A 23,954-nucleotide genomic window follows, 5' to 3' on the forward strand; every position below is an offset into this window, starting at 1 on the left:
CAATTGAGGAGGGTATTGTGACCATCGCGACTCTTGACCATCGCTTCACCGAATTCCTGCTGGAATCGAACGCGCTGAAGTTCGGCGACTTCACCCTGAAATCAGGGCGTCAATCGCCGTATTTCATCAACGCCGGCGCGTTCAATGACGGTCGCAAGATCGCCACGCTGGGTGCGTTCTACGCCGAGAAGATCGCCGAGGAGATCAAGGCCGGGCATCTTCCGCACGACATCGACACGGTGTTCGGCCCGGCTTATAAGGGCATTCCGCTGGCCGTATCCACCGCGATCGCGCTGACCTCCGGCCACGGCATGCAGGTCGGCTACACGTTCGACCGCAAGGAGAAAAAGGACCACGGCGACGGTGGCATGATGGTCGGCACGCAGCTGGCCGACGGCATGAAGGTGCTGCTCGTCGACGACGTGATGACCGCAGGAACCGCGGTGCGCGAGGTCATCCCCAAGCTCAAGGCCGAGGCCGACGTCGACATCGTCGGTCTGGTGTTGAGTGTCGACCGTATGGAGAAGACGAAGGACTCCGACCTGTCCGCGGTGGCCGCGGTCGAGAAGGAATTCGGATTCCCCGTGCTCGCCATCGCCAATGTGCGCGAGATCTTCGAGGCCGGGCGCAACATCGTCACGTCCGACGGCCAGCCGTACGTGACCGACGCCATCAAGAGCGCGGCCGACGACTATCTCGAACGCTACGGCGCCTGATTCGTATCCGGCGCTGACGGGCTGCGGCATTGCATTTGCCGTAGCCCGTTTTCTTATGGGCGTGTCGCCGTTTTACTTCAAGTACTTGAGGTTTTTAGAGTTGACGATATGAGCACAACGACCACATGGCATACGATTCGCGAGGCGTCGATGATTTCCGGGCTTCCGGAGTCCACGCTGCGCTACTACGAGCAGATCGGCATTATCGCTCCCATCACTCGCGACCCGAGTTCGGGGCATCGCGCCTATTCGGACGCCGATCTCGAACGGCTGACCACAGTATCCTGTCTCGCAGCCACGGGCATGCCGCTCGAATCGATGCGCACATACCTCGCCAACTCGCAGGGCGGGCGAGAAGGTGCACGCCGCCAGCTGGAACTGCTCGACGCGCAGGCCCTGCGTCTCGCTGCCAAAGCCGAATCCATTCGAATGCAGCAGGCGTACGTATCGTTCAAGACACTGTACTGGCGGGCTAAGGCTGAGGGGCGCGACGAGGAGGCGCAGCAGCTCATCGAAGAAAACCGGAACATCATCGAACAGGTGAAGCGCCTGCAAACCGACGTCAAACAATAAACGACAATAGACAGATATTCCCAACAAAGGAGTGATTGACATGACCGAAATGATGAAAGCCGCGATTTTCGTGGAGCCTGGCAAGATGGCCGTGGAAGAAGTGCCGAAGGCGACGCTTGAACAGGATGATGACATCGTGATCCGCGTGGTGCGCACGTGCGTGTGTGGCTCTGATTTGTGGTTCTTCCGTGGGCTGAGCGGACAGGCCGCACACAGCCAGGTGGGTCACGAGTCCATCGGTGTGGTCGAAGAGGTTGGCGCGGCGGTCGAATCCGTCAAGCCCGGCGATTTCGTGGTTGTGCCATTCCCGTACAGCTGCGGTAAATGCCCGGTGTGCAAGGCTGGCTTCGAATCCGTATGCCCTCACGGCGGCTACTTCTCCGCCTGTCAGGCCGAATACCTGCGCGTACCGGAGGCGGACGGCACCGTGGTCAAGGTGCCCGGTTCGCCGGAAGACTACGATGACGCGACGCTTGCTTCGCTGCTGACCGTTTCCGATGTGATGTCCACCGGTTATCACGCGGCGGTTTCTGCCGAGGTCAAGCCCGGTGACACCGCCGTGGTCATGGGCGATGGCGCAGTTGGCCTGTGCGGTGTGATTGCCGCCAAGATGCGCGGTGCCACGCGCATTATTGCCATGAGCCGTCACGAGGATCGCGCGGCGCTCGCCCGCGAATTCGGTGCGACTGATATCGTGCCCGAGCGTGGCCAAGAGGCTATTGACAAGGTGCTGGAGATGACCGGTGGCTATGGTGCGGACGCAGTTCTCGAATGCGTGGGCTCCAAGCAGTCCTTCGACACGGCGATTGGCCTGATTCGCCGCGGTGGCGTGATTGGTCGTGTGGGCCTGCCGCACGACGTGGAGATCAGCGCCGAAGGCACGTTCTACGGCAACATCGGCATCAAGGGCGGCCCGGCTCCCGTGCGCCACTATGACCTCGATGACGGTCTGCTGGATGCGGTGCTCAAGGGCGAAATCAACCCCGGTCGCGTGTTCACCGCCGAGTACGACCTCGACCATATCCAGGACGCCTACGAGGCGATGGACCAGCGCAAGGTCATCAAGGCGCTGATTCGCCTCTAGGCGAGGCGGTTGTATCAGCGAATCGTTCTCAATAAGAAACGTGCGAGGATTCCTCACAAAACAGCACAATCGAACATCAAGGGGATGCCCGGAATTGCAACGTTCCTGGCATCCCCTTGTTCGTTTTGGCCTCAGCGCCGGCTCGCACTTTTCTTATTGAGAACCGTTCTCTGAAAACCCGGCGCGCGTCTACTGCGCCGTCGAGGCGCCCACCGAAGCGAGTCGCTGATTCACGCGGGTCTGAACCTCGATATAGTACTGCTGCTCTTCGGGGGTCAGCGAATTCTCGTCGATGGCGTCGAGCTTCTTCATGGCATCGTTGTACTTGACCATTATCTTCGCGTAGTCGGCCGCCATGCTCGCCGGGTGCCCGCCGGCGTTGTACTTCTCCATGAAGTCGGCGTACTCGTTCATCAGCGACTCGTAGCTGTCCATCGCGGCCTTGAAATCGGCGTCGGAGCTGGATCCGGTGGAAGCGTCGCCGGAACCCGAATCACCGTTGTTTTGCGTAGCGCCGTTCCCGGATGTGCCGGAAGTCGAGGAGTCGTCCGGGGCGAAGACGTAAATGGCCATGATGGAGTCGCCCTTGGAATCGTATCTGATATTGACCGAGTAGCCGGCGGCGTTCTTCGCGTTGAACACGGAGGAGCTCCTGAAGTAGTCGACGGTGAATCCCTTCTCCTGCAGAGCCTTGACATAGTTGTCGTACGCGGTGGCATCGGTGCCGCACACCTTGATGTAGAACGTGCTCGAGCTATCCCTCTCGATCTTACCCTTGGCGGATTCCGGCTTGGGCAGCTGACTGGCCAGATCGGTCGTCGGCCATGAGTAGGCGTCGCATTTGGCCTTCGCGGCTTCCTTCGCGGCCTGTTCCGCGGCGTCATGAGAGGCCTTGGCCTCGAGGCCGTTGCGTACGACATCCACGCCGCCGACGATCAGCGCCACCACGGTGATACCGACCGCGACCCAGGCGAGCACGCGCCCCTGCGCCTTGCCGTCCTTGCGGGTTGTGTAGACGGCGAATCCGGACAACAATACCGGCAACAGCGCGAAGAACGCCAACAGACTCCAGCTGTTCACACCGATGAAGGCGATCAGCAGGAACACCGCGGCGACGATGATCGCGAACACCGCCAGCTTGGAGGTCTTCTTGTTGCGGACATTGGGTGCGTCGGGTGTATTGGGATTGTTAGGAGTGCCGGGGACGATGGGGATGACGCCCGGCGTCTGCGGCGGCACGGTGTTCCCCGCGGGCTGGACCGGCATGGGCTGATTGGGCTGGACGGGTTGCGGCCCCGATCCTTGGGGTGGCTGTGGCGTGAAATCGGATGGGTTCGTCATGGTCTGCTCTTTCTCTTCAATCGCGCGTTTATGCGCGGACACTGGTGACATCGTCCATTGTCATGGGCGATGCGGCGGCCCGTCATCAGTTGCCAACTGAATTTCGGCAAGTTTTTCCGCATGGATGATTCCGGCACCGGAGCCGTGCCGCACGCCGCCGCGCCATGTAGTCTGGTCACAGTGAAACGAACGGGCCAGTCGATTGACGCTCCCGACGGGAGATCTCCCGGCGGTCCGGCATGTGAAGACATACCAAGGGAAGGCGAGGCATGAACGTCAACGATCCGGCGCATCTGACCGAGGAACTGCTGGAACGTCTGCTCGCCAGCGACGACATCGAAACGCAACGGCTGCTGCGTCTCGCCGGAGTGCCCGAACTGTACTGCAGGCAGCGGCGCGACGCGATCATCATTTGGTGCCTGCGACAGGGTCGTGACCGCGTCGCCACGGATGACGAGCTGTACCGCATGAACGAGCCGACGCTGCTCGACGCGGACTGACCGCGGCGCTCGGGGGACGACGACGATTATGGACGAACGGCAGACCATGCACGCCATGATGCTCGGCGACGCCTACTGCGTCGAACGGGTGCTGGCGGACGGCGCATACGGCGTCACCGAAATGGTGAGCCTCGATGGAGCCGGGCCGTTCGTGCGCAAGAAGATGCCGCTGCGGCTGGCGAGGCGGCGACTGTGGTCCCCACACTCGCCGAATGCGCTTCGTCGCGGCTGCCGCGCGTCGAGGCGGCCTACGAGCTGCCCGACATGTTCGTGGTCATTTACGACTACGTGGACGGCGTGACGCTCGACCATTACGTCTGCGAGCGCGACGATGACAACGGTGATGGCGTCTACGGCTCGGATGTCGCCATTTCGCTCATCCTGCGCGACGAGAAGGGGAACTTCGTGTTCTGGCGTAGTGAGTATGTGCGTAAACCGGCCAAAGGCGAATCCCGCGCGTTCTCCATCCAGATCTATGGTCTGCCCAAGTACGCTTCCTATGAGGCGTACGCCTATGCCTCGTAGATGTTTCTCCTTTGGAAGAGGTACATTTGTCTTGTTGCGGAGAGCTATCTGCGTTCAATGAGGTGCCTGAAACATGAGAACCCGAGTATCAACGTTGCAATGACGGCGTTTGTACTCGAGGGTTCCCATTCGGTACCTCTCTGAAGACAGTTAGCATTCTGCAGGAGGTCGAATGTACCTCTTGCAACGAAGATAGATGCTTGCAACGGTCCGAATATGTCCCTTGTTGGCCAGTTGCGTCCCTACAATGGGCGATGACGTGACGCGTCGTAGGAGACTTGAGTGAGGGGGGTGCCCAATATGCAGCGGATACGGGACGATGCGCGCCCGGAGTCGATCGAGGTGCGCGGCGCGCGCGTGCATAACCTCAAGAATGTCGACGTCGACGTGCCTCTGGGCGAACTGGTCGGTGTGGCCGGCGTCTCCGGTTCGGGCAAGAGCTCGCTCGCACTCGGCGTGCTGTATGCCGAAGGCTCACGGCGCTATTTGGAGGCGCTGTCCACGTACACGCGCCGCCGCCTCACCCAAGCGAGCCGCGCGCAGGTGGACGAAGTACTGCACGTGCCCGCCGCGCTGGCCCTGCACCAGCGGCCCGCGGTGCCCGGCATACGCTCCACCTTCGGCACGATGACCGAATTGCTCAACAGCCTGCGTCTGTTGTTCTCACGTCTCGCCTCACATGTGTGCCCGCATTGCGGCGCACGCAGCGAACCGACTCTCAACGTGGCCGCCGGCCTGCCCATCGTCTGCGCGAATTGCGGCAAGGATTTTCACGCGCCCGGCGCTGAATCCTTGGCCTTCAACTCGGCCGGCGCATGCCCGGCCTGCGCCGGCACCGGCATCGTGCGCGAGGTGAACCGCGCGGCGCTCGTACCCGACGAATCGAAAAGCATCGACGAGGGCGCGGTGCTGCCATGGGGTTCGTTGATGTGGGACCTGATGAAACAGGTCGCCGGCGCGATGGGCGTGCGCACCGACGTGCCGTTCAAGGACCTCACCCCCAAAGAACGCGACATCGTCTTCAATGGCCCGGCCGTCAAGAAGCACATCCTGTACAAGCCGAAGAAAGGCGACGACTTCGCCGAACTCGACTTCACGTATTTCAACGCCGTGTACACCGTCGAGAACGCGCTCGCCAAAGCCAAGGACGAGAAGGGGCTGAAACGCGTGGCGCGGTTCCTCGAGGAGAAAACCTGCCCGGATTGCGGCGGCACGAGGCTCAGCGAGGCGGCGCGCACCCCACGGGTGCGCGGACTGAATCTCGCCGAGGCGAGCGCGATGACCTTGGACGCGGCGGTGGACTGGGTGCGTAGCGTGCCCGGGTCGCTCGGGGCCGACATGCGCCCGATGGCGACGAACATCTGCGAATCCTTCCTCGATGTGGCCCGCCGGTTGTTGGAGCTCGGACTCGGCTACCTCGCGCTCGATCGCGCCGGAGCGACCCTGTCGACCGGCGAACGCCAGCGCGTGCAATTGGCCCGCGCCGTGCGCAACCGCACCACCGGCGTGCTCTACGTGCTCGACGAACCGTCCATCGGCCTGCACCCGGCGAATGTGGACGGTCTGCTCGGCGTGATGCGTGACCTCGTGGCGGATGGCAACTCCGTGGTGGTCGTCGACCATGATGTGCGTGTGCTCAAGGCATGCGATCATCTCATTGAAATGGGTCCGGTCGCCGGTGCCGAAGGCGGGCATGTGATCGCGCAGGGCACGGTCGGCGACGTGGCGGCGAATCCGCGCAGCCGCATCGCGCCGTTCCTAGCCGATGGCGAAAGTGTCCGTGAACGCGGGTGCATGCCCGTCTCGCATATGTTCGACCTTGGGCATATTCGCATGACAACCAGTCAGCTGCATACGGTCAAGCCGCTGGATGTTGATATTCCGCGCGGCCGTCTGGTGGCGGTGACCGGCGTATCCGGCTCCGGCAAAACCACGATGGTACTCGAATCGTTGATTCCCGCGCTCAAGGCACGGTCTGCGGGGGAGAAGCCGCCCGAGCATGTGCGCTCGATCGACGCCGACGGCATCGAGCGCGCGAACCTCATCGACGCCACGCCGATCGGCGCGAACGTGCGTTCCACCGTGGCCACCTACGCCGACATCCACGACGACCTGCGCCGCGCCTTCGCCCGAAGCGACGAAGCCAAGGCGGGCGGTTGGAAGGCCGGCGACTTCTCCTACAACACCGGCAGACTGCGCTGCCCTACATGCGACGGCACCGGTTCGATTTCGCTCGACGTGCAGTTCCTGCCGGACGTCGACATCGAATGCCCCGACTGCCGGGGCTCCCGGTATGCGCCCGAAGCCGACGCGATTCACCGCACGACCAAGGACGGGCGCGAACTCACCCTGCCGCAGCTGATGGCGATGAGCGTGGATCAGGCGTTGGCCGTGACCGTCGACATGCGCAAGGTGCATGCGCGACTGATCACGCTGCACGATCTGGGTCTGGGCTACCTGACGCTCGGCGAGCCGACGCCGGCGCTTTCGGGCGGTGAGGCGCAACGCCTGAAGCTTGCCAGCGAAATGGGCAGGGCTCAGTCGCACGCCGTGTTCGTGTTCGACGAGCCGACCATCGGCCTGCATCCGCTCGATGTGCGGGTGCTGCTCGGCGTGTTTGACCGACTCGTGGCGTCCGGCGCGACCGTCGTGGTCATCGAACATGACCTCGACGTGATCGCCAACGCCGACTGGGTGATCGACATGGGGCCGGGCGGCGGCGAAAGCGGCGGACGCATCGTCGCCGCCGGCACGCCGGAGCAGATCGCGGCCGATGCGAACAGCATCACGGGCCGGTACCTGAGGTGACTGTATCCGTGGGCGACCCACATGGCGGTCATGCACGGCTGCGAGGGATGCCGCGCGAGTAGGATGACCGTCCGTGGTTCAGGTTCATGGCATCAGACGCGCGAGCGCGGACGCGAAATACCGGCAGATGACCGGTCAGCCGGTCAAACCGTTGATTCTCAGACTGTGTCTGCCGGCGGTGATCTCCAATCTGGTGACCACCGCCTACAATTTGACCGACACTTTTTTCATAGGTCAGCTGGGCACCGCGCAATCCGGCGCGATCGGCATCGCGTTCTCCATCATGACCGTGATGCAGGCGCTCGGCTTCTTCTTCGGCAACGGCGCGGGCAACTCGATGAGCCGCGAACTCGGCAAACAGAACAACGAGCGGGCATCCCGGCTGCTGGCCGTAGGCTTCGCGGGCGCGGTGATCTCAGGTCTGACGATCGCCGCGATCGGGCTGCTGACGTTGCGGCCGCTGGCCGTCATGCTGGGTTCGACTCCCACGATTGCGCCGTACGCGGTGCAATACCTGACGCCATTGCTGGTCGCCGCGCCCTGTGTATGCGGGTCGTTCGCGCTCAACGGGCTGCTGCGCTACCAAGGCCAGTCGGCGTTCGGCATGATCGGCTTGGTTTCGGGCGCGTTGCTGAACTTCTTGCTCGCGCCGCTGCTCATCTTCGTGGCGGGCCTCGGGATATTCGGCGCCGGGCTGGCCACCGCCATCTGCCAGACGGTGAGCTTCGCGATTCTGACGACGATGAGCGCCAGATTCGGCGTGATGAAACTGTCGTTGCGCAACTGCCGGCCGGATGTGCTGCTCATGCGCGAGGTGGCCGGCGGCGGCCTGCCCTCGCTGATTCGGCAGGGTGCGGGCTCGATCTCCGTGACCTGCGTGAACATCGCCGCCAACCCGTTCGGCGACGCGGCCATCGCCGGCATGGCCATCGTGATGCGCATCATGTTGGGCGCCAACTCGGTGATCGTGGGCCTCGGCCAGGGCTTCCAGCCGGTGTGCGGATACAACTACGGCGCCGGCCTGTACGCGCGCGTCAAGGAAGGGTACTGGTTCTGCGTGCGGCTCGCCACCGGCGTGCTTGTGGCGTTGGCCGCGCTGCTGTGGACGTTCGCCCCGCATCTGGTCGAGATCTTCCGCTCCGACCCGGCCGTGGTGGCGGTGGGTGTGTCCGCATTGCACATTCAATGCTGCACGGTGGTGTTCAATGGCTTCAACATGATGGGCAATATGATGACCCAGACCATGGGCCGCACCGGCATCGCCTCGTTCCTGGCATTGTGCCGGCAGGGCCTGTTTCTGGCGCCGATCGTACTGGTGCTGCCGTTGGCGTTCGGCGTGCTCGGCGTGGAAATGGCACAGTCGGTGTCCGACGTGCTCACCTTCGCGGTCACCATTCCATTCATGCGCCGCATCCTACGCGAATTGAGCTGATTCGCCGCCCCATGCGCAGGCGATGGCGATGGCGACGGGTCGGACGGATTCGATAAAATGCATTGTGCATACGTTTTCAACAGCGTTTCGTCGCGGCATCGGGCAGTGATCGCCGGACGGCGACGAACCGACGAAGGCAGGGAGGCATACGAATCATGGAACGGACGAACGGCAAACGCATCGCCATCGTGACGGGCAGCGCCCTCGGACTGGGCTATGAACTCACGCGACAGCTCATCGACCGCGGATGGTTCGTCGCCGGCATCGACTTCAACGCCGAACGCCAGACCGAACTGGCCGGCGAATTCCCCCGGGGCTCTTACCACGGGTTCGTCGGCGACGTGTCCGACGAGGACTTCGTCAAAGCCTCGGTGGCCGAGATCGCCAAGATCGGGCACATCGACCTGCTGATCAACAATGCCGGGCAGCCCTCGTTCAAGACGCCGACCGCCTACGAGGCCGCCGACGTGGACAAATGCCTCAAAGGCCTCAAGGGCATGATTCTGTGGTGCGTCCAGACGCTCAAGGCATGCGACGAACAGAACCTCAAAATCGCCAACGTGATGAGCACCGCCGCTACGCGCGGCAACGCCAACGAATCCGTGTACTGCGCCACCAAATGGGGTGAGAAGGGGTATACACAGAGCCTCAAGGCCGCGTACAAGGGGTCGAGCGTCACCGTCGTGGGCGTGTACCCCGGCGGCATCGACACCGACTTCTACCGCGAGAGCCACGACTACGTCTCACTCGACAAGCAGCACACGTTCATGCCCGCCGCCGATCTCGCCGGCGTGGTGCTCGACAACCTGCTCAGCGAGGCGCGCCTCACCGTCTCCGACATTCTCATCGAGCGCCTGTACCGTTGACCATGGCATCGGCGCACGGCAATGGCAGGCAATCCCGGCGCAGGCCCGCAGCCGGCGACATCGAGTCGCTGTACCGCGCGCTGTCCGCGGAGCTGAGCCCGACCGGATGGTGGCCGGCGGACACCACATTCGAGATCATGGTGGGCGCGGTGCTCACGCAGAACACCGCGTGGGGCAATGTGGATCGTTCGCTCGCGGCGTTGAAGGCGGAGAGCATGCTCGACCCCCATGCGTTGACGGTCGTGGAGCCGGAGCGTTTGCAGGAGCTGATTCGGCCGTCGGGCTTCTACGTCAACAAATCCAAGACCCTGCGCTCGTTGAGCCGTTGGTATGTGGAGCGTTGCGACGCCTCTCCCGAAGGAGCCGACGGCATCACCGACGCCGAGCTGCGCGCCGAACTGCTCGGATTGTTCGGCATCGGCGGCGAAACGGCCGACGATATGATGCTCTACGTGTTCTCCCGCCGCACGTTCGTGGCCGACACCTACGCACGGCGCCTGTTCGCGTTCCTCGGCTTCGATGCGCCGGACGGATACCCGGCGTTCCATAAGGCGTATGCCCCCGTGGTGCTGGACACCGGGCTGGACGTCGCCGACCTTCAGGAATTCCATGGGCTCATCGACGAGTTCGGCAAAGCCTACCGCGACGATGCGGCAAAAAACGAGTCGTTTCTCCAGTCGTGGCGACCGGGAGAGGCTGCTCCTCGCCCGACGGAGTGACGAGACGGTGCCACGGGTATGTTGAAACGAGTTATGATGGACAATCATGAGCTTGATTGAGATGATGATTCTGGGGTTCCTTTCGGAGCGTTCCATGTGCGGCTACGAGTTGCGCAAGAAGATGGAGCAGCTGCAGGGGTACGCGCGCAAATTCAGCGACGGCGCGATTTATCCGGCGACCAATAGGCTCGTCGAAGCGGGATTGATCTCCGAACAGGCGTCGATTCGCGACGGGCGCCAGCGTCGCGTGTTCACCCTGCTGGACGCGGGTCGCGCCAAGTTGATCGACGAGCTTAAAAGCACCAGTGGTTTCAATCTCACCGATTTCACCCGGTGGACCGTCGTGCTTACCTTCCTGTCCGTCGTGCCAGACAAAACCGACCGCGACGCGGTGTTGCGCCGCCGTTACGAATTGCTCAACGGCCACGACGTGCATTTCTTCTACTGTGACGCGGGCAATCCGTTGAGCGCCGAGCAGATCGACGACCCGTACCGCAAGGGTATCATCACCGTGCATGACGCACAGATCGCCGCCGAACTCGAATGGCTGCGTTCGATGCTGGAGATGTAAGGGGCAATGGGTCAATTCGCTATTATGGTTGGCCAGTTGGTCGGCTTCTTCATCATGCTGATGGTCGGATACGGATGCGTGAGGCTTCGCTTCTACGGCCAGACCGCGCTCGACGGCATGTGCTCGCTGCTGCTCAACGTGCTTATCCCGTTGCTGGTGTTCTCGAACGCCATGGCGGGTGCGGACCGCGCGCAGGTCGAGGCCAATTGGGGCGCCATGCTGCTGACCGCGGTGATGTACGCCCTGCTTATCCTCGTGTTCCGCTTGGTCGCGTGGGCGTTGCGGCTTAAGGGATCACGTAGCCACGTGTTCCAGGCGGCACTGATCTTCGGCAACGCCGGGTTCATCGGCATTCCAATCATCATGGCGTTATGGCCGCACGAGGGCGCGATCTACGTCGCGTTGATGTCGATCGTCGATCAGACGCTGCTATGGACGTACGGCGTATGGCTGTGCGAGCCGGTTCCCGAACCCGGTACCGTCGCATCACCCGACGCCGCCGGCCGGCCCACGCTCGGCCTGCGCGTGCGCAATCTGCTGGGGAGGTTCGTCAACCCCGCGTTCATCGGGGTGATGCTCGCCTTGGTGCTGATCATGCTCGGCGTGAGGATTCCCTCGATCGTCCTGACTCCGCTGCGCACCATCGGAGGCATGGCCACGCCGATGTCGTTGATCTACCTGGGCGGCCTGTTCGCGCTGACCAAATGGTGGGGCGTGCTGAAACGCTACGAACTGTACGTGGGGCTGGTCGCCAAGATGATCGCCTTCCCGCTGGGCCTGTACGCGCTACTCACCGCGGCCGCCGGCGCGCTGCCGGAGCTGCCGATCACCCACGACATGATCATGATGATCACGTTGGTGGCCGGTCTGCCGACCATGACCACCATCGCCATGTTCACCGCCCGCAGGAACAACATGCCCGACTACGCGGTCGGCTTCGTGCTCGTAAGCACGCTGTTCTCGCTGCTTTCACTGACCATCGTGTCGGCGGTGGTGTTCTGACGAGCGCGAGCGACAGGCCTTCGATTCAACGCAACGCGTCGTATTCGGCCTCGACCGACTCCAGCCACTCGTTCGAGGCACCGTCCACCGCGTTCATGATGGCGATATGCGCGAAGTCGGAATCCGGCGCGGCCCCATGCCAGTGCTTGGTCTCCGGCGCCACGTACACCACGTCGCCGGGGTTGAGCTCAACTGGCTCCTTGGCCCACTCTTGGTAGTAGCCGCGCCCGCCCACGGCGGTGAGAATCTGACAGGCCTTGTGATGGATATGCCAGTTGTTGCGGCAGCCCGCCTCGAATGTGACGTTGGAAACGTTGACTTCCTTGCCCGAGACCAGCGGTGCCAGATAGCTCTGCCCGATGAAATACTTGGCGTATGCGTCTTCCCGATGCACGGCCGCATCCGCACCACGCCCGCCGCGACGCCCTGCTCGACGAACGTTTCCGTTGAAACGACTTCCGGTGAGGTCGGGTTCGCTCGAAGGTGTTCGGCCCACCTTCAGTTGCGTACGGTAAAACCGGCATCCGCGATGCGTTCGCGCATGTTCCGCGCAATCGATATGCATCGGGTTCGTGGGATGCCGGCTTTCATGCCGATGTCTGCCATGTCCTCAACGGTGATGCCGCGCCCCTTACCATTGACCGCGGTGGTGTGTTCGCCGTTGATACCGGGATTCTCGGTAAGGTCGTACGCGGGGGAGAGGCTCCAAGCGCCGGACTCCGCATCATGCAGGTAGGAGAAGTTCTTCGCGTGGTCGTCGCGATTGCCGATGAATACATTGAAACACATGAGTCGATACAATCGTTCGCATTCCTTGATGCCGCCGGTCATGCGCATGGTCAATCGCATCAGCAAGGCGTAGTCCAGATTGGCGATGCGGTGTGAAGTCTCCAACAGGCCGCCGGCGGAAACCATGTGTACCTTGCCGATTTCGCCGTTCGTGAGCGGTATGCGGTCAAAGCGCTTGACGCCAAAATAGCCTGCGCATCGACGTGAAGGGAACAACCTGGTTTCCGGCATGTCGATTCCGCAAGTGCGGGCAAGATTCGATATGTGGTATTCCATCTCACCGATATCGGGTGCGTCCACGGATGAGGGGAACTTGATGATCCATTCCTCGCCATTGATTGTGGTGAGGATTTTCGGGCGGGCTCCGCCTGACGAACCGCCAAGGACAAACAGCTGGTCGAGGTCATTCGAGAAGTCAGCGCTCAACACATTCAGGCATTCCTCGGCGAGTGAGTCGAGATCGGGGAATGATTGCATGTCATCGTCGATTGTTGAAGCGGGTTCGTATTCCAGTGCGCCCATGCCGCCATGACCTACGATCGATAGACGCGCCAGCGGGCCGACCGAATACGGGTCGATGCCATGTTGACGCAGCATTCGGTCGGTCAGCAGTCGTCCCCATCCGTCGGGCATGCTGTCGTCGAACACGCCGAACATGCCGTTCAGCGGATCTCTTTGGGCGACGAACACGCCATCTCTGAGCGGAAGGCTTATCGGGCTGATGGAAAAACCGTGCGTCAGCCAGGTCTTGTCGTAGGCGAACGCCAGTGTGCGGGAAGGTGACATGGTAAGCATTCCGACGGTATTGCCTGCGAGCAGCACGCGCACGCGGTCTACATCCAGCAGCGGGGTCATCCGATGTCCTTTCCGTGGCGCGTCGCTGTGACCACGTCATCGATCGAGCGGTAATACGGCTGGGAGAACAGTGCGTCGAAATCCCGTTCGCAGTCCAAGGCGAAGGCGATGCCGACCAGTGCGTTCAGTGATATCTCATGGAGTTGTTCGAATCGACGAATCGACCCGAGACTCACCCCTGATTTTCGGGCGAGATCGGACTGCGTCATGCCGTGTTCCTTGCGTCTCATGGTCATTCGCCGGGCGATACCGGCCATTACTTCTCCGGGAAGCGGCTCATCTAACAAATCATACATACTAATATTTTAGCAATACTTATGAAATTATATAGTAATTACTACTATATTAGTAGCATTCATTATGTCGTGTCAGTCCTATCCGGCGCTTGTAGGTGGCCTTTGCCAGAGGACGGCGGCGGCGTCAAGCGCATGCTGGATATCGGCTGCGGGCCGGGCAACAGCACGGCCGTGCTGCGCGAACGCTACCCGCACGCCGAGATTCTCGGCGTCGACAGCTCGCCGGACATGATCGAGGCGGCTCGCAAGGCCTACCCGGACATCGATTTCCAGCTGTGCGACGTGTCGACGCATCGGTGAAGTTCGTGACGTTCATCGACGCGATGCTCTCGCTCGTGGTCACGCAGGACGTTCTGCCGGAGGCCGAGGGCGCGCAACATGCCGCACAATCCTCCGGGCTGCTCGGCATCGGACTCGGAGCGTTGACCATGATCATCGGATTGTGGATGCTGCTGCGTCGGCGCTGGGCCGCTGTGGATTCGGTGCTCGATTCCGAGCAATAGCGGCGCATTGGCCGGCAATGGCCGACTGCAGGAGGGGCAGAGGTCCCGTTTTCCGATGTGTACGAACGTACATATACGAGGGGGACAGCATGGAACCCGCATGAATGCTATGATTGCCGATATGCCATCCCAGTCATCCCGAGTCGACCCCGAGCGACAGCAGCACATCATCGACGCCGCGCTGCGCGTCATCGCGTCACGTGGAGTGGCAGGCACCTCGCATCGCGTCGTCGCCGCCGAGGCGCACGTGCCCCTCGGCTCCATGACATACTATTTCGACGGCATGCACGATCTGCTGCACCAGGCGTTCGACCAGTTCGCCCGGGCCTCCGTACTGAAATTCGCCGCGCGCATGCAGCCCGCCTCGACCGTCGACGAAGCCTGCGACGCCATCGCGCTGAGCATCGAACGAGACATGCTCGGTAACCAGCGCGACCTGAACATCAACCTTGAGTTCTACACGCTCGCCGCGCGCGACCTGTCCTTCCGCGACATCAGTGACCGCTGGATGTCGGCGACACAGAAGGTCATGGGCCGGTTCTTCGACTCCGAGACCACGGTGCTGCTCGACGCGATGATCGAAGGCCTGACACTGCACCGGGCGCTGGGCGGGGAACCACGCAACCCCCAGTCCATCCGCGACGGCATCCGGCGCATCATCGACCACCGGCGCTGACGGCAACGGGAGTGCGCCAAAATGCGCCATCCACTGATGGATCACATAATTCAGGAACACGGACCTGTAATGGGAAACAGGGTAAATCAACGCCGTTTGCCCATAACAGTGAAGGTCTTCTTGGGAAGAAGGATCCATGACCAATCCGAACGCGCCGTATGCCGCCCAGCCGCAGCAATCCGGATTTCAACCGCAGCCCCAGTTCCAGCCGCAACAGCCCTATGCTCCCCGGCCGGTCGCACCCCTGCGTACGCAGCGCGGACTGCTGAAATACGTGCTGCTCGGTCTCGTCACGTTCAGCATCTACGACATCTGGCAGATGAGCGAAGTGGGAGACAGCCTGAACCTGCTCGCGTTCAAACGCGACGGCAAACACACAATGCACTACTGCCTGATGTTCTTCCTGGTGGGATGGGTCACGCTGGGCATCGGCTGGCTGGTGTGGTATCACCGCGTATCCGGCCGCATCGGCGAAGAACAGGCCGCGCGCGGTCTGCCCGTCACGGTCACCGCCTCGACATTCTGGCTGTGGGGCATCCTCGACTCGCTCATCGCAGTGGGACCGTTCATCTATAATTACAAGCTGCTGCACGCGATGAATGACCTGTCCGCGGACTACAACGTGCGCGGCTTCTGAACGAGACACGGATCGAAATCGGGCTCCCCGCCACAGGGAGCCCATAATCGCATTCAGTCAATCAGCTTGTAACCGTGGTCGGCAACCACGGACTTGAGCTTCTCGATATACGTCTCGGCGGCCTTCGACAGTTTGGCGCGCTCATTGGTGACCCAGCCCACCAGCATCGTTTCGTCGGTGTCCAACGGCACGGTGACGATCTTCTCGTTGTTCAGGTCGCCGTTGTCGATGCCGGTGCACACCGTGTACCCGTTCAGGCCGATGATGAAGTTCAGGATCGTCGCACGATCGGTCACGTTGATCTGCTTGGGGGAGTACTCCGGCCACACGGCCTCCTCGGCGAAGAAGAAGCTGCCCTCCTCACCCTGCTCGTACTGGATGAACGGGAACGGCTTGAGGTCGTCCATCGTGACCTTCTTCTTGCCGGCGAGCGGGTTGTTGCGCGAGATGAACACGTGCAGCGGCGCACGGAACAGCGGATGAAACTCCAGATGCTTCTCGCGCAGCATCTTGCCGATCACGTCCTTGTTGAAGTCCGACAGGTAGATGATGCCGATCTCCGAAAGCATGTTCGCGACCTGGTTGATGATGTCCTTCGTGCGGGTCTCACGGATCGTGAACTCGTACTCGTCGGACTTGATGGAGTCGATCATCTCGACGAACGCCTCGACGGCGAACATGTAGTGCTGCGTGGACACGGAGCACAGCTGCTTGCGCGGCTTCGCGTTCTTGTAGCGCTCCTCAAGCAGGTCGGCCTGGTCGAGCACCTGACGGGCGTAAGTGAGGAATTCGGCGCCGTCCACCGTCAGGGCGATGCCCTGCGAGGAACGAGTGAAGATCTCGATGCCGAGCTCGTTCTCCAGTTCCTTGACCGACGAGCTCAACGCCGGCTGGGAGACGTACAGTTCATGCGACGCCTCGTTCATGGATCCGCACTCGACGATCTTCACGATGTATTTCAGCTGCAGCAGTGTCATAAGCAGCATTTATAAGGCCGACCATGGACGAAACCATTGAAATCATTGGGATTGCCGGCATTTCACCAAGTGCGGGGGTATAAGCTCAATTTATCATGCGGCGGGCTTGCGGTGCGGTATGCGCAAGGCACGCTCTCAAAACTCGCAGATACACCGGACGACTGACGTTTTTTCCTCATATCTGCGAGTTTTGAGAGCACCGAATCCGGTTATTCCTACAGCCTCACACCGAGCGAAGCGAGCGATTCGCGGGCCTGGAGAGCATTGTCGAACAGAAGACCGTGGATACCGACCTCGTTGGCCCCGACGATGTTCTTCGCCGTGTCGTCGAAGAACACGCAATGCCCGGCTTCAAGGCCGAATCGTTGCAGTGCGAGCTCGTAGATGTCGGCGTTCGGCTTGTGCATCTTCTCGATGCCGGAGACCACGGTGTCCTGCAGCAGTTCGCCAATCTGCGGGAATTTCTCGAACGCGATGTGAATCGTCTCATGAGACCAGTTCGTCAGTCCCCACACACCGTACCCATGCCGCTTCAGGTCGCGCAGCAGATCTTCCATGCCGGGCAGCATGCGCGGCAGGGCGTCGCCGTAATGTTCGATGTAATAGGCGAAGATCGGAGCGATGTCCTCGCCCTGCTCCCGCACCACGTCGGGGTAGATGTGAGAGAAGTCCTCGCCGGCGTCCATGCGGTCCTCATAGCGGAAGAACCCGTGCGGGTCGTCGGGCGCGCATATCGCGTCCACCGTGTCCTGGGGGAAATGCCCGGTCAGGCATGCGCGGGTCTGCCAGTCCAGCAGGACGCCACAGAAATCGAAAATCACATCGGTGATGGGGGAGTTGCTCATGATGCTCCTCAACGTTGGAATAGGGGGAATAGGATAGTGTCTGATTTGTTGATCCGGACGGAATAGGTCTCCGGCCGGCGCAGTCGCGCAAGCGGTCGGGATGCGTCGACGCCGGGTATCATGCGATACCGGCCTCCGCATCCCGACCGCCCTCGCGCCCTTACGACAGCAGTTCCGCGAAAGTCGCGGGAATCATGCCGATCACATCGGATGCGACGATGGGATGCCCCAGCTTGGTGCGCAGATGACGGTCATCGGAACCGTAAATCGTCGGGGGCGTGAACCCGCGCTGATCCGACTGCGACGCCTGAGCGGCTGCATATCCGTGCAGGTAGGCAGCGCAGGCGGCGACATCGGGAGCCGAAACGTCCTCGTCGTCCTGTTGGGCGAGCAACGCCCCCAGCATGCCGGCGAGCACATCGCCCGCCCCCGCGGTGCCCAGCCACGCCGGGGCGCGGCCGGAGACGACCACACGCACATGCTGCTCATCATCCGCGAATCCACCCTGCGCATCCGACTCCCGATCGGTGTCGGCCGGCTCGCCCACGACAATCGTGACCGCACCTTTGAGCAGCACGGTGGCGCCGGTGAGCTCATGGGCCCGCAACGCCCAATGCAATGGCTCGTTCTGCACATCCGACGCATCCACATCCTCGCCCCTGGCGGTGAGCAGCGAGGCGAGCTCCCCGGCGTGCGGGGTGATGACGACCTGCGGCGGCACCTCGTCGGGCAGCAGGTCGAGAGCGCCCGCGTCGACCACCAGCGGGGGCATATCATAGGCGAGGTCATCATCGTCATCCGGGTCATCGTCAGAGGACAACGCATAATGCGTCAGAAGCTTGGCGATGGTCTCACGCTGGAAATCATCATCCTCGGTCTCACCCGTCGGAACGCCGGAGCCCACGACCCAGGCCTGCACGCGCCCCTTGCCGAGTACGGCCTCCGGGACCGCGTCGAGCACCATATCACGACACACCTGCGGACCCATGTAGCGGATCATGCCGATGTTCGTCTTGGCCGCGGCCTTGCACGACAGCACCGCGGCGCCGGGGTACCGTTCGGAGCCGGTGATCAGACCGGTCACGCCACGTAAGTACTTCGTGTCTGCAAGCCGGGGGAGTCGGACGGTCTCAGCCGCGTTGTCGCCGGAAACCGCCTCGACGAACGGCATATGGCCGTCGATGTCGAAACTGAAGTCCACCAGCGTCACGCGACCGCAGGCGTACGCCGCGGGAGGCAGCATAAGGCACGGCTTCAGGGCGCCGAACGTGACCGTGACATCGGCAGGGATATACGGGCCTGTGATGGCACCGTCGTCGACTCCCACGCCAGAAGGGACGTCCACCGCGACGACCAACGGGAACTCGCCGGTCGAGTCGCCGGCGGGAAGGGCGGTGCGGTCGGGGATCGTGCCGTCGACACCCAGCGAGGATGCGACCGTGCCCGCGATGCCGTGCAGCGCCCCGCTCAGGCCGATGCCCGTCATCGCGTCGATGATGACATGCGCGTGCTGGGCGAGTTCCACCGCGGCCCGAAGCCTTTCACCGGCCTCTCCCGCGCTGAAGCCGGCAGCGCACCCCGGAATCTCGGAGGCCGGGTCGAGGATCAGCACCTTGCCGCCGGCGCGGACGAATGCGGCGAACCCCTCGCCATGCAGCGTGCGGCCGACCGCGACGGCGGTGACCGAAGCGCCGTCGCCCGCCAGCATCGTCGCGGCGAACAGCCCGTCGCCGCCGTTGTCGCCGCTGCCGGCGAGCAGCACAATGTTCGACTCCTCCAACGCGACGCCCTCATCTTCGAGCATTTCGGCGACGACATGGGCTGTGGCGGCGGAAGCCATCCTCATCAGTGGGACACCGTTCTCAAGCAGTGGCCGTTCCATCTCCCGCACGTCTCGCGCCGTGAAGGCGGCGTGACGAAGAACGTGGAGCCTGTTCTCATCTGTCTGCCCTGCCATGATGCATCCTCCTTGGTTCATGGATCGTTTCCATCAATCGGACTTTGCCCGTCCCTCCACTCTACTCGCTGTCGAGCCGTCGCGGCGACGCGTCTGCGATACCGTTACACGAGTTCGCGCGCGCGAGCGGTACGAGCACTCGCGGCGGACGGCTGGACCGTGGGGCTCTCACGTGACGGCTGCGGCGGCGACACGCGGAAGTGTCGCCGCCGCTGTACTTCAAGCGCTCGAAGCGGCTACCGTGACATCTCAAAGCGAGTCATAATGACCGCCGATCGCAGTCAAACCGCAAGGAGATATCATGTTCGATGAGCTGAAAAGCCGCATGAACAAGTTCTGGAACGATGACAGGACGCTGGCACAGACAGACCCGGAATTCGTCGAGCTGTTCTCGAACTTCGCTTATGACGAGGTCGTCAACGAGCCGGGAGCGAATCACCCCGATCTGGACGACGCCACACGCTCCATGGCCATTCTGGCGGCGTTGATCGGATGCCAAGGTCTCGACGACTTCGAGCTGATGGTGCCGGTCGCGTTCGAATCCGGCGTCGGCGCCGTCCAGGTCAAGGAAATCGTCTACCAGGCGGTTGCATATCTCGGTTTCGGCCGTGTACTGCCGTTCCTGAAGAAGACCAATGAGATACTGGAGGCGAAGAACATCCACCTCCCGCTCGAACCGCAATCCACCACGACGCCCGAAACCCGCGCTGAGGCGGGCGAGCAGGCGCAGATCGACATCTTCGGCGAGCGCATGCGAGGCTTCGCGCAATCAGGGCCGGAGAAGACCCGTCACATCAACAAGTGGCTGGCCGGCAACTGCTTCGGCGACTATTACACGCGCGGCGGGCTCGACACGCGCCGACGCGAGATGATCACGCTGTGCTTCCTGGCCGCGCAGGGAGGGTGCGAGCCGCAGCTCACCTCCCATGCGGTGGCCAACATGCGCGTGGGCAACGACGAGAGGTTCCTGATCGCCGTCGTCTCCCAGTGCACGCCGTATATCGGTTATCCGCGCACGCTCAACGCGTTGCGGTGCATCGCCGACGCGGCGGCGAAGGCGTGACAGTCGGCGCGGGCCGTCAGGCTTCCTCGTGCCAGTGCGGGTCCTGCGCGAAGGAACGTCCCTCGGGATTGTCCATCGCGGCGATGCGCACGCTCGTCGGATCCTTAAGCATCTGGTTGGCGTGGCCCAATGGGCTCCACGCCTCGGTGATGATGCCATGCGCCTGATCGTAGGCGCGCTGCCCGGCCTGCTGGAAGAAGGGGTACAGCTCTACTTGGTTGACGGCCGACGTGACTCCGGTGGAGCGGGTTGGGCCAATGAATCAGATACAGGTCGATGTAGTCGAGTCCCATGCGGGCCACGGACTCCTCGATCGTGACGCGTGCCTGATCGTACTGGTGATGACGGCCCGGCAGCTTCGACGCGACGATGATGTCCTCTCGCGGCACCTCTGATTCGCGGATAGCCTTGCCGACCACGTCCTCGTTCGGACATCTATCTGCGTTTCGAGGGGTTGGTGCCCGAGTAGAGCCGGGCCGGAAACCGCATGATTCCAATGCGGGATGTCCCCGCATACTCCGGATATCGCGTTTGGGCAACCCCTTGAAACGCAGATAGATGTTCCGAGAGCGCGAAATCAACCCCTCGAAGCGGAGATACCGGGTATCAGCCTGCCAGCGGAGGCAATGAGGCACGGTAAAACGGGTTATAGGCCAGAATGTGTGTCCGGGATAAGCCGTCACGTCTTGTGCTGACTGGCGTGTCGCCGGGTTGAATGTGGGCGCCGGGACCTTCGGGGCCGGCAGGCGGCTGCGCCGTATCGCGGTGGCGCTCATGCGCGACGGGGACGGCGGCCTGGCCGTCGGCGGGCCGGCGCCGTCCACGAACAACCCCATCGAATCATGGAACGCGCGCCCGCGCGACACGCCGCGCCGCCACCGGGGACCGCGCCTGACGCGACAGCCGAAGGCGATCTGCCGGTGGCGCCGCCAGCACACCGAACGTCCCGAGGCCGACGCACGGCCCGCCGAGAACGCCATCACCGGCCAACAGCTCGAGGACCCCTACAGGCAGGCATGGGAAAGGAGCCCGCAAGACATGCACGAGACGTCCGGCATCCCCCACGCGGCACGGCACCGGCATCGACCGGAACGACTTCCACACACGCGTCGAACGGCAGCCAAACGACTAAACCACCAGACACACATTTCAGCCTATAACCCAGCGCAGCGAGACCGAGGGCGGTTCATCGCGGAACACGTGGTGGAACCGTGTTCGTGAAGTTCATGTCCCCCAAGTATGACAAAGCGGGATTCCAGCGACTTGTAATCGTTGGGATCCCGCCATTCTTGTCGGGCCGGCGGGATTTGAACCCGCGACCCCTTGACCCCCAGTCAAGTGCGCTACCAAACTGCGCTACGGCCCGAACAGTGCGAAAAGCACCGAGAAGAGAATTTACCATATGACATCAATAACGCAAAACAAGCGTGTCGCGACTCGGGTAATTCCCGACTATCACCTCGCAATAGGGAGACACCAGCTACATAGACGGCATGGCCCATCCAAGTCTTATCCAAGTTCCATCTGCGCATGCCATTGCAGTGCGGCAGCCAGCCGCCCCACCCCGGATACCCCCGTAATGGATACGTCTGCGGGATGATTGGCGAACGAAGCACCACGCGAGTAGACTATAGGAATGTTTGCCGAAGATCTGAAACGGACGGAGAAGATGACAGTGGACGATGTGTTCGAGCAGTCGGCGCAGAAGATGCGCGAGCAGGGCATGAGCGAGATCGCCATCTCGCAGTTCAGGCACGCATACCATGTGTGGGCCAGCGAGAAGGAGAGCGCGTGGATCCGCGAGGACACCGTCGAGCCGCTGCACGGCGTGCGGAGCTTCCATGACGTGTACAAGACCATCGATCATGACAAGGCAGTGCACGCGTTCGCCAAGACCGCATTCCTCAAGCTCAACGGCGGCCTGGGAACCTCGATGGGCCTGCAATGCGCGAAGTCGCTGCTGCCGGTGCGCCGCCACAAGGCTCGGCAGATGCGCTTCCTCGACATCATCCTCGGTCAGGTGCTCACCGCGCGCACGAGGCTGAACGTGCCTCTGCCGGTCACGTTCATGAACTCGTTCCGCACTTCCGATGACACGATGAAGGCACTGCGACACCAGCGCAAGTTCAAGCAGACCGACATCCCGCTGGAGATCATCCAGCATCAGGAACCGAAGATCGACGCGGCCACCGGGGCGCCGGCGTCTTGGCCGGCCAACCCCGATCTGGAGTGGTGCCCGCCCGGCCACGGCGACCTGTTCTCGACGCTGCGGGAGTCCGGCCTGCTGGACACTCTGCTGGAGCATGGCTTCGAATACCTGTTCATCTCGAACTCCGACAATCTGGGGGCGCGCCCGTCTCGCACGCTCGCCCAGTATTTCGAGGACACGGGCGCCCCGTTCATGGTCGAGGTCGCCAATCGCACGTACGCGGACCGCAAGGGTGGCCATATCGTGCGCGACACGGCCACCGGCCGACTGATCCTGCGGGAGATGTCGCAGGTGCATCCCGACGACAAGGACGCGGCCCAAGACATCGCCAAGCACCCGTATTTCAACACGAACAACATCTGGGTGCGCATCGACGTGCTGCGCGACATGCTCGCCGAGCATGACGGCGTGCTGCCGCTTCCCGTCATCATCAACAACAAGACCGTCGACCCGACCGACCCCCAGTCCCCGGCGGTGGTCCAGCTGGAGACCGCGATGGGCGCGGCGATCGGCCTGTTCGAAGGCGCGATCTGTGTGCAGGTGGACCGCATGCGGTTCTTGCCGGTGAAGACGACCAACGACCTGTTCATTATGCGTTCCGATCGGTTCCACCTTACGGACTCGTATGAGATGGAGGACGGCAGCTACATTTTCCCGAACGTCGACCTCGATCCGCGGTACTACAAGAACATCGAGGACTTCAACGAACGGTTCCCCTACAACGTGCCGTCGCTCGCCGCCGCGAACTCGGTCAGCATCAAGGGAGACTGGACATTCGGACGTGACGTCATCATGTTCGCCGACGCGCGTCTGGAGGATAGAAACGAGCCCAGTTACGTACCCAACGGCGAATACGTCGGACCGATGGGCATCGAGCCCGGTGATTGGGTGTGATGTGTCCGCCGTACGAAGAAAAAATACCTATTTTTGACAAAATGCGAGCCGCACACAACAAAACCCTCTATCATGGGATGTGGTGTGCGTGATACCCATGCATATTTAATTGGAAT

The 23,954-nt window shown here is 62.3% G+C and carries 24 protein-coding genes, 1 tRNA gene and 2 pseudogenes; 18 read left to right on the forward strand and 9 right to left on the reverse strand.

Annotated elements, in window-relative coordinates; all coding sequences use genetic code 11:
• Window positions 1-17 precede the first annotated feature (17 nt).
• The 3 genes from pyrE (at window position 18) to MMB49_RS04710 (ending at window position 2,373) form a co-directional block, all read left to right on the forward strand.
• Window positions 18-716 (forward strand): orotate phosphoribosyltransferase, encoded by a 699-nt coding sequence (gene pyrE, locus MMB49_RS04700; RefSeq protein ID WP_080959367.1) that lies wholly within the window; start codon window positions 18-20, stop codon window positions 714-716.
• Between the two features lie 108 nt (window positions 717-824).
• On the forward strand, window positions 825-1,289 hold the full coding sequence (locus MMB49_RS04705; RefSeq protein WP_082247889.1) for a MerR family transcriptional regulator: 465 nt from the start codon (window positions 825-827) through the stop codon (window positions 1,287-1,289).
• Between the two features lie 40 nt (window positions 1,290-1,329).
• Window positions 1,330-2,373 (forward strand): zinc-dependent alcohol dehydrogenase family protein, encoded by a 1,044-nt coding sequence (locus tag MMB49_RS04710; RefSeq protein ID WP_047272164.1) that lies wholly within the window; start codon window positions 1,330-1,332, stop codon window positions 2,371-2,373.
• A gap of 189 nt (window positions 2,374-2,562) precedes the next feature.
• Here MMB49_RS04710 and MMB49_RS04715 read toward each other — a convergent pair whose 3' ends face one another.
• Window positions 2,563-3,714, reverse strand: a complete 1,152-nt coding sequence (locus tag MMB49_RS04715; protein WP_225841001.1) for a DUF6591 domain-containing protein — start codon at window positions 3,712-3,714, stop codon at window positions 2,563-2,565.
• Window positions 3,715-3,983: 269 nt separating this feature from the next.
• On the opposite strand from MMB49_RS04715, the gene MMB49_RS04720 reads away from it, so the two are divergent.
• The 8 genes from MMB49_RS04720 to MMB49_RS04755 all read left to right on the forward strand — a co-directional run bounded on the left by MMB49_RS04720 (window position 3,984) and on the right by MMB49_RS04755 (window position 12,137).
• On the forward strand, window positions 3,984-4,214 hold the full coding sequence (locus MMB49_RS04720; RefSeq protein ID WP_003816654.1) for a hypothetical protein: 231 nt from the start codon (window positions 3,984-3,986) through the stop codon (window positions 4,212-4,214).
• Between the two features lie 192 nt (window positions 4,215-4,406).
• Entirely contained in the window at window positions 4,407-4,739 is a 333-nt protein-coding gene (locus MMB49_RS04725) for a hypothetical protein (RefSeq protein WP_229940975.1), read from the forward strand.
• A 300-nt stretch (window positions 4,740-5,039) separates the two neighbouring features.
• Window positions 5,040-7,547, forward strand: a complete 2,508-nt coding sequence (locus tag MMB49_RS04730) for an excinuclease ABC subunit A (RefSeq protein ID WP_047272165.1) — start codon at window positions 5,040-5,042, stop codon at window positions 7,545-7,547.
• A 73-nt stretch (window positions 7,548-7,620) separates the two neighbouring features.
• Window positions 7,621-8,979 (forward strand): MATE family efflux transporter, encoded by a 1,359-nt coding sequence (locus MMB49_RS04735; protein WP_047272167.1) that lies wholly within the window; start codon window positions 7,621-7,623, stop codon window positions 8,977-8,979.
• 155 nt (window positions 8,980-9,134) lie between these two features.
• Window positions 9,135-9,845, forward strand: coding sequence for an SDR family NAD(P)-dependent oxidoreductase (locus MMB49_RS04740; RefSeq protein ID WP_014760202.1), 711 nt, complete (start codon window positions 9,135-9,137; stop codon window positions 9,843-9,845).
• Window positions 9,846-9,847: 2 nt separating this feature from the next.
• Entirely contained in the window at window positions 9,848-10,564 is a 717-nt protein-coding gene (locus MMB49_RS04745) for an endonuclease III domain-containing protein (RefSeq protein WP_047272169.1), read from the forward strand.
• A gap of 46 nt (window positions 10,565-10,610) precedes the next feature.
• Window positions 10,611-11,135: a PadR family transcriptional regulator gene (locus MMB49_RS04750; RefSeq protein WP_047272171.1), complete on the forward strand. Its 525-nt coding sequence runs from the start codon at window positions 10,611-10,613 to the stop codon at window positions 11,133-11,135.
• Window positions 11,136-11,141: 6 nt separating this feature from the next.
• Entirely contained in the window at window positions 11,142-12,137 is a 996-nt protein-coding gene (locus MMB49_RS04755) for an AEC family transporter (RefSeq protein WP_047272173.1), read from the forward strand.
• Window positions 12,138-12,162: 25 nt separating this feature from the next.
• Here MMB49_RS04755 and MMB49_RS04760 read toward each other — a convergent pair whose 3' ends face one another.
• From MMB49_RS04760 to MMB49_RS04770, 3 genes are all read right to left on the reverse strand, one after another.
• On the reverse strand, window positions 12,163-12,531 hold the full coding sequence (locus MMB49_RS04760) for a cupin domain-containing protein (RefSeq protein WP_013363460.1): 369 nt from the start codon (window positions 12,529-12,531) through the stop codon (window positions 12,163-12,165).
• Between the two features lie 104 nt (window positions 12,532-12,635).
• Window positions 12,636-13,781 (reverse strand): type II toxin-antitoxin system HipA family toxin, encoded by a 1,146-nt coding sequence (locus MMB49_RS04765; protein ID WP_003813134.1) that lies wholly within the window; start codon window positions 13,779-13,781, stop codon window positions 12,636-12,638.
• Window positions 13,778-14,077 (reverse strand): helix-turn-helix domain-containing protein, encoded by a 300-nt coding sequence (locus tag MMB49_RS04770; RefSeq protein WP_003813136.1) that lies wholly within the window; start codon window positions 14,075-14,077, stop codon window positions 13,778-13,780. Before MMB49_RS04770 ends, MMB49_RS04765 begins: the two co-directional genes overlap by 4 nt.
• Window positions 14,078-14,179: 102 nt before the next feature.
• Between MMB49_RS04770 and MMB49_RS04775 the strand changes: the two genes are divergently transcribed.
• The 4 genes from MMB49_RS04775 to MMB49_RS04790 all read left to right on the forward strand — a co-directional run bounded on the left by MMB49_RS04775 (window position 14,180) and on the right by MMB49_RS04790 (window position 15,893).
• Window positions 14,180-14,377 (forward strand): class I SAM-dependent methyltransferase, encoded by a 198-nt coding sequence (locus MMB49_RS04775; protein ID WP_003822447.1) that lies wholly within the window; start codon window positions 14,180-14,182, stop codon window positions 14,375-14,377.
• Window positions 14,353-14,580: a hypothetical protein gene (locus tag MMB49_RS04780; protein ID WP_225841004.1), complete on the forward strand. Its 228-nt coding sequence runs from the start codon at window positions 14,353-14,355 to the stop codon at window positions 14,578-14,580. Before MMB49_RS04775 ends, MMB49_RS04780 begins: the two co-directional genes overlap by 25 nt.
• Before the next feature lie 100 nt (window positions 14,581-14,680).
• Window positions 14,681-15,256, forward strand: coding sequence for a TetR/AcrR family transcriptional regulator (locus MMB49_RS04785; protein ID WP_047272177.1), 576 nt, complete (start codon window positions 14,681-14,683; stop codon window positions 15,254-15,256).
• Window positions 15,257-15,392: 136 nt separating this feature from the next.
• The gene (locus MMB49_RS04790) at window positions 15,393-15,893 is read left to right on the forward strand and encodes a DUF4234 domain-containing protein (protein ID WP_047272179.1); all 501 of its coding nucleotides are present in this window, start codon (window positions 15,393-15,395) and stop codon (window positions 15,891-15,893) included.
• Between the two features lie 53 nt (window positions 15,894-15,946).
• On the opposite strand, the gene MMB49_RS04795 is transcribed toward MMB49_RS04790, so the two are convergent.
• The 3 genes from MMB49_RS04795 to MMB49_RS04805 all read right to left on the reverse strand — a co-directional run bounded on the left by MMB49_RS04795 (window position 15,947) and on the right by MMB49_RS04805 (window position 19,672).
• Complete coding sequence (locus MMB49_RS04795) at window positions 15,947-16,870, reverse strand: LysR family transcriptional regulator (protein WP_003813143.1); 924 nt, start codon at window positions 16,868-16,870, stop codon at window positions 15,947-15,949.
• 215 nt (window positions 16,871-17,085) lie between these two features.
• Entirely contained in the window at window positions 17,086-17,715 is a 630-nt protein-coding gene (locus MMB49_RS04800) for an HAD family hydrolase (protein ID WP_003813146.1), read from the reverse strand.
• 160 nt (window positions 17,716-17,875) lie between these two features.
• Entirely contained in the window at window positions 17,876-19,672 is a 1,797-nt protein-coding gene (locus tag MMB49_RS04805; RefSeq protein ID WP_047272445.1) for a bifunctional ADP-dependent NAD(P)H-hydrate dehydratase/NAD(P)H-hydrate epimerase, read from the reverse strand.
• Window positions 19,673-19,973: 301 nt separating this feature from the next.
• Here MMB49_RS04805 and MMB49_RS04810 point away from each other — a divergent pair, with 301 nt between their 5' ends.
• Entirely contained in the window at window positions 19,974-20,735 is a 762-nt protein-coding gene (locus MMB49_RS04810) for a carboxymuconolactone decarboxylase family protein (RefSeq protein ID WP_047272181.1), read from the forward strand.
• 16 nt (window positions 20,736-20,751) lie between these two features.
• On the opposite strand, the pseudogene MMB49_RS04815 reads toward MMB49_RS04810, so the two are convergent.
• Window positions 20,752-21,370, reverse strand: a pseudogene (locus tag MMB49_RS04815) (aldo/keto reductase).
• Between the two features lie 151 nt (window positions 21,371-21,521).
• Here MMB49_RS04815 and MMB49_RS04820 point away from each other — a divergent pair.
• Window positions 21,522-21,867: pseudogene (locus MMB49_RS04820) on the forward strand (IS256 family transposase); the annotation flags it as partial.
• 160 nt (window positions 21,868-22,027) lie between these two features.
• On the opposite strand, the gene MMB49_RS04825 reads toward MMB49_RS04820, so the two are convergent.
• Window positions 22,028-22,101: transfer RNA gene (locus tag MMB49_RS04825), tRNA-Pro, on the reverse strand.
• Between the two features lie 270 nt (window positions 22,102-22,371).
• On the opposite strand from MMB49_RS04825, the gene MMB49_RS04830 reads away from it, so the two are divergent.
• A complete protein-coding gene (locus tag MMB49_RS04830) occupies window positions 22,372-23,838 on the forward strand; it encodes a UTP--glucose-1-phosphate uridylyltransferase (RefSeq protein ID WP_047272183.1) in 1,467 nt (488 codons plus the stop codon).
• Window positions 23,839-23,954: the final 116 nt, after the last annotated feature.

Origin of the sequence: Bifidobacterium sp. SKU, assembly GCF_026016405.1 — a bacterium.
In the GTDB taxonomy this organism is placed as follows: Bacteria; Actinomycetota; Actinomycetes; order Actinomycetales; family Bifidobacteriaceae; genus Bifidobacterium; species Bifidobacterium bifidum.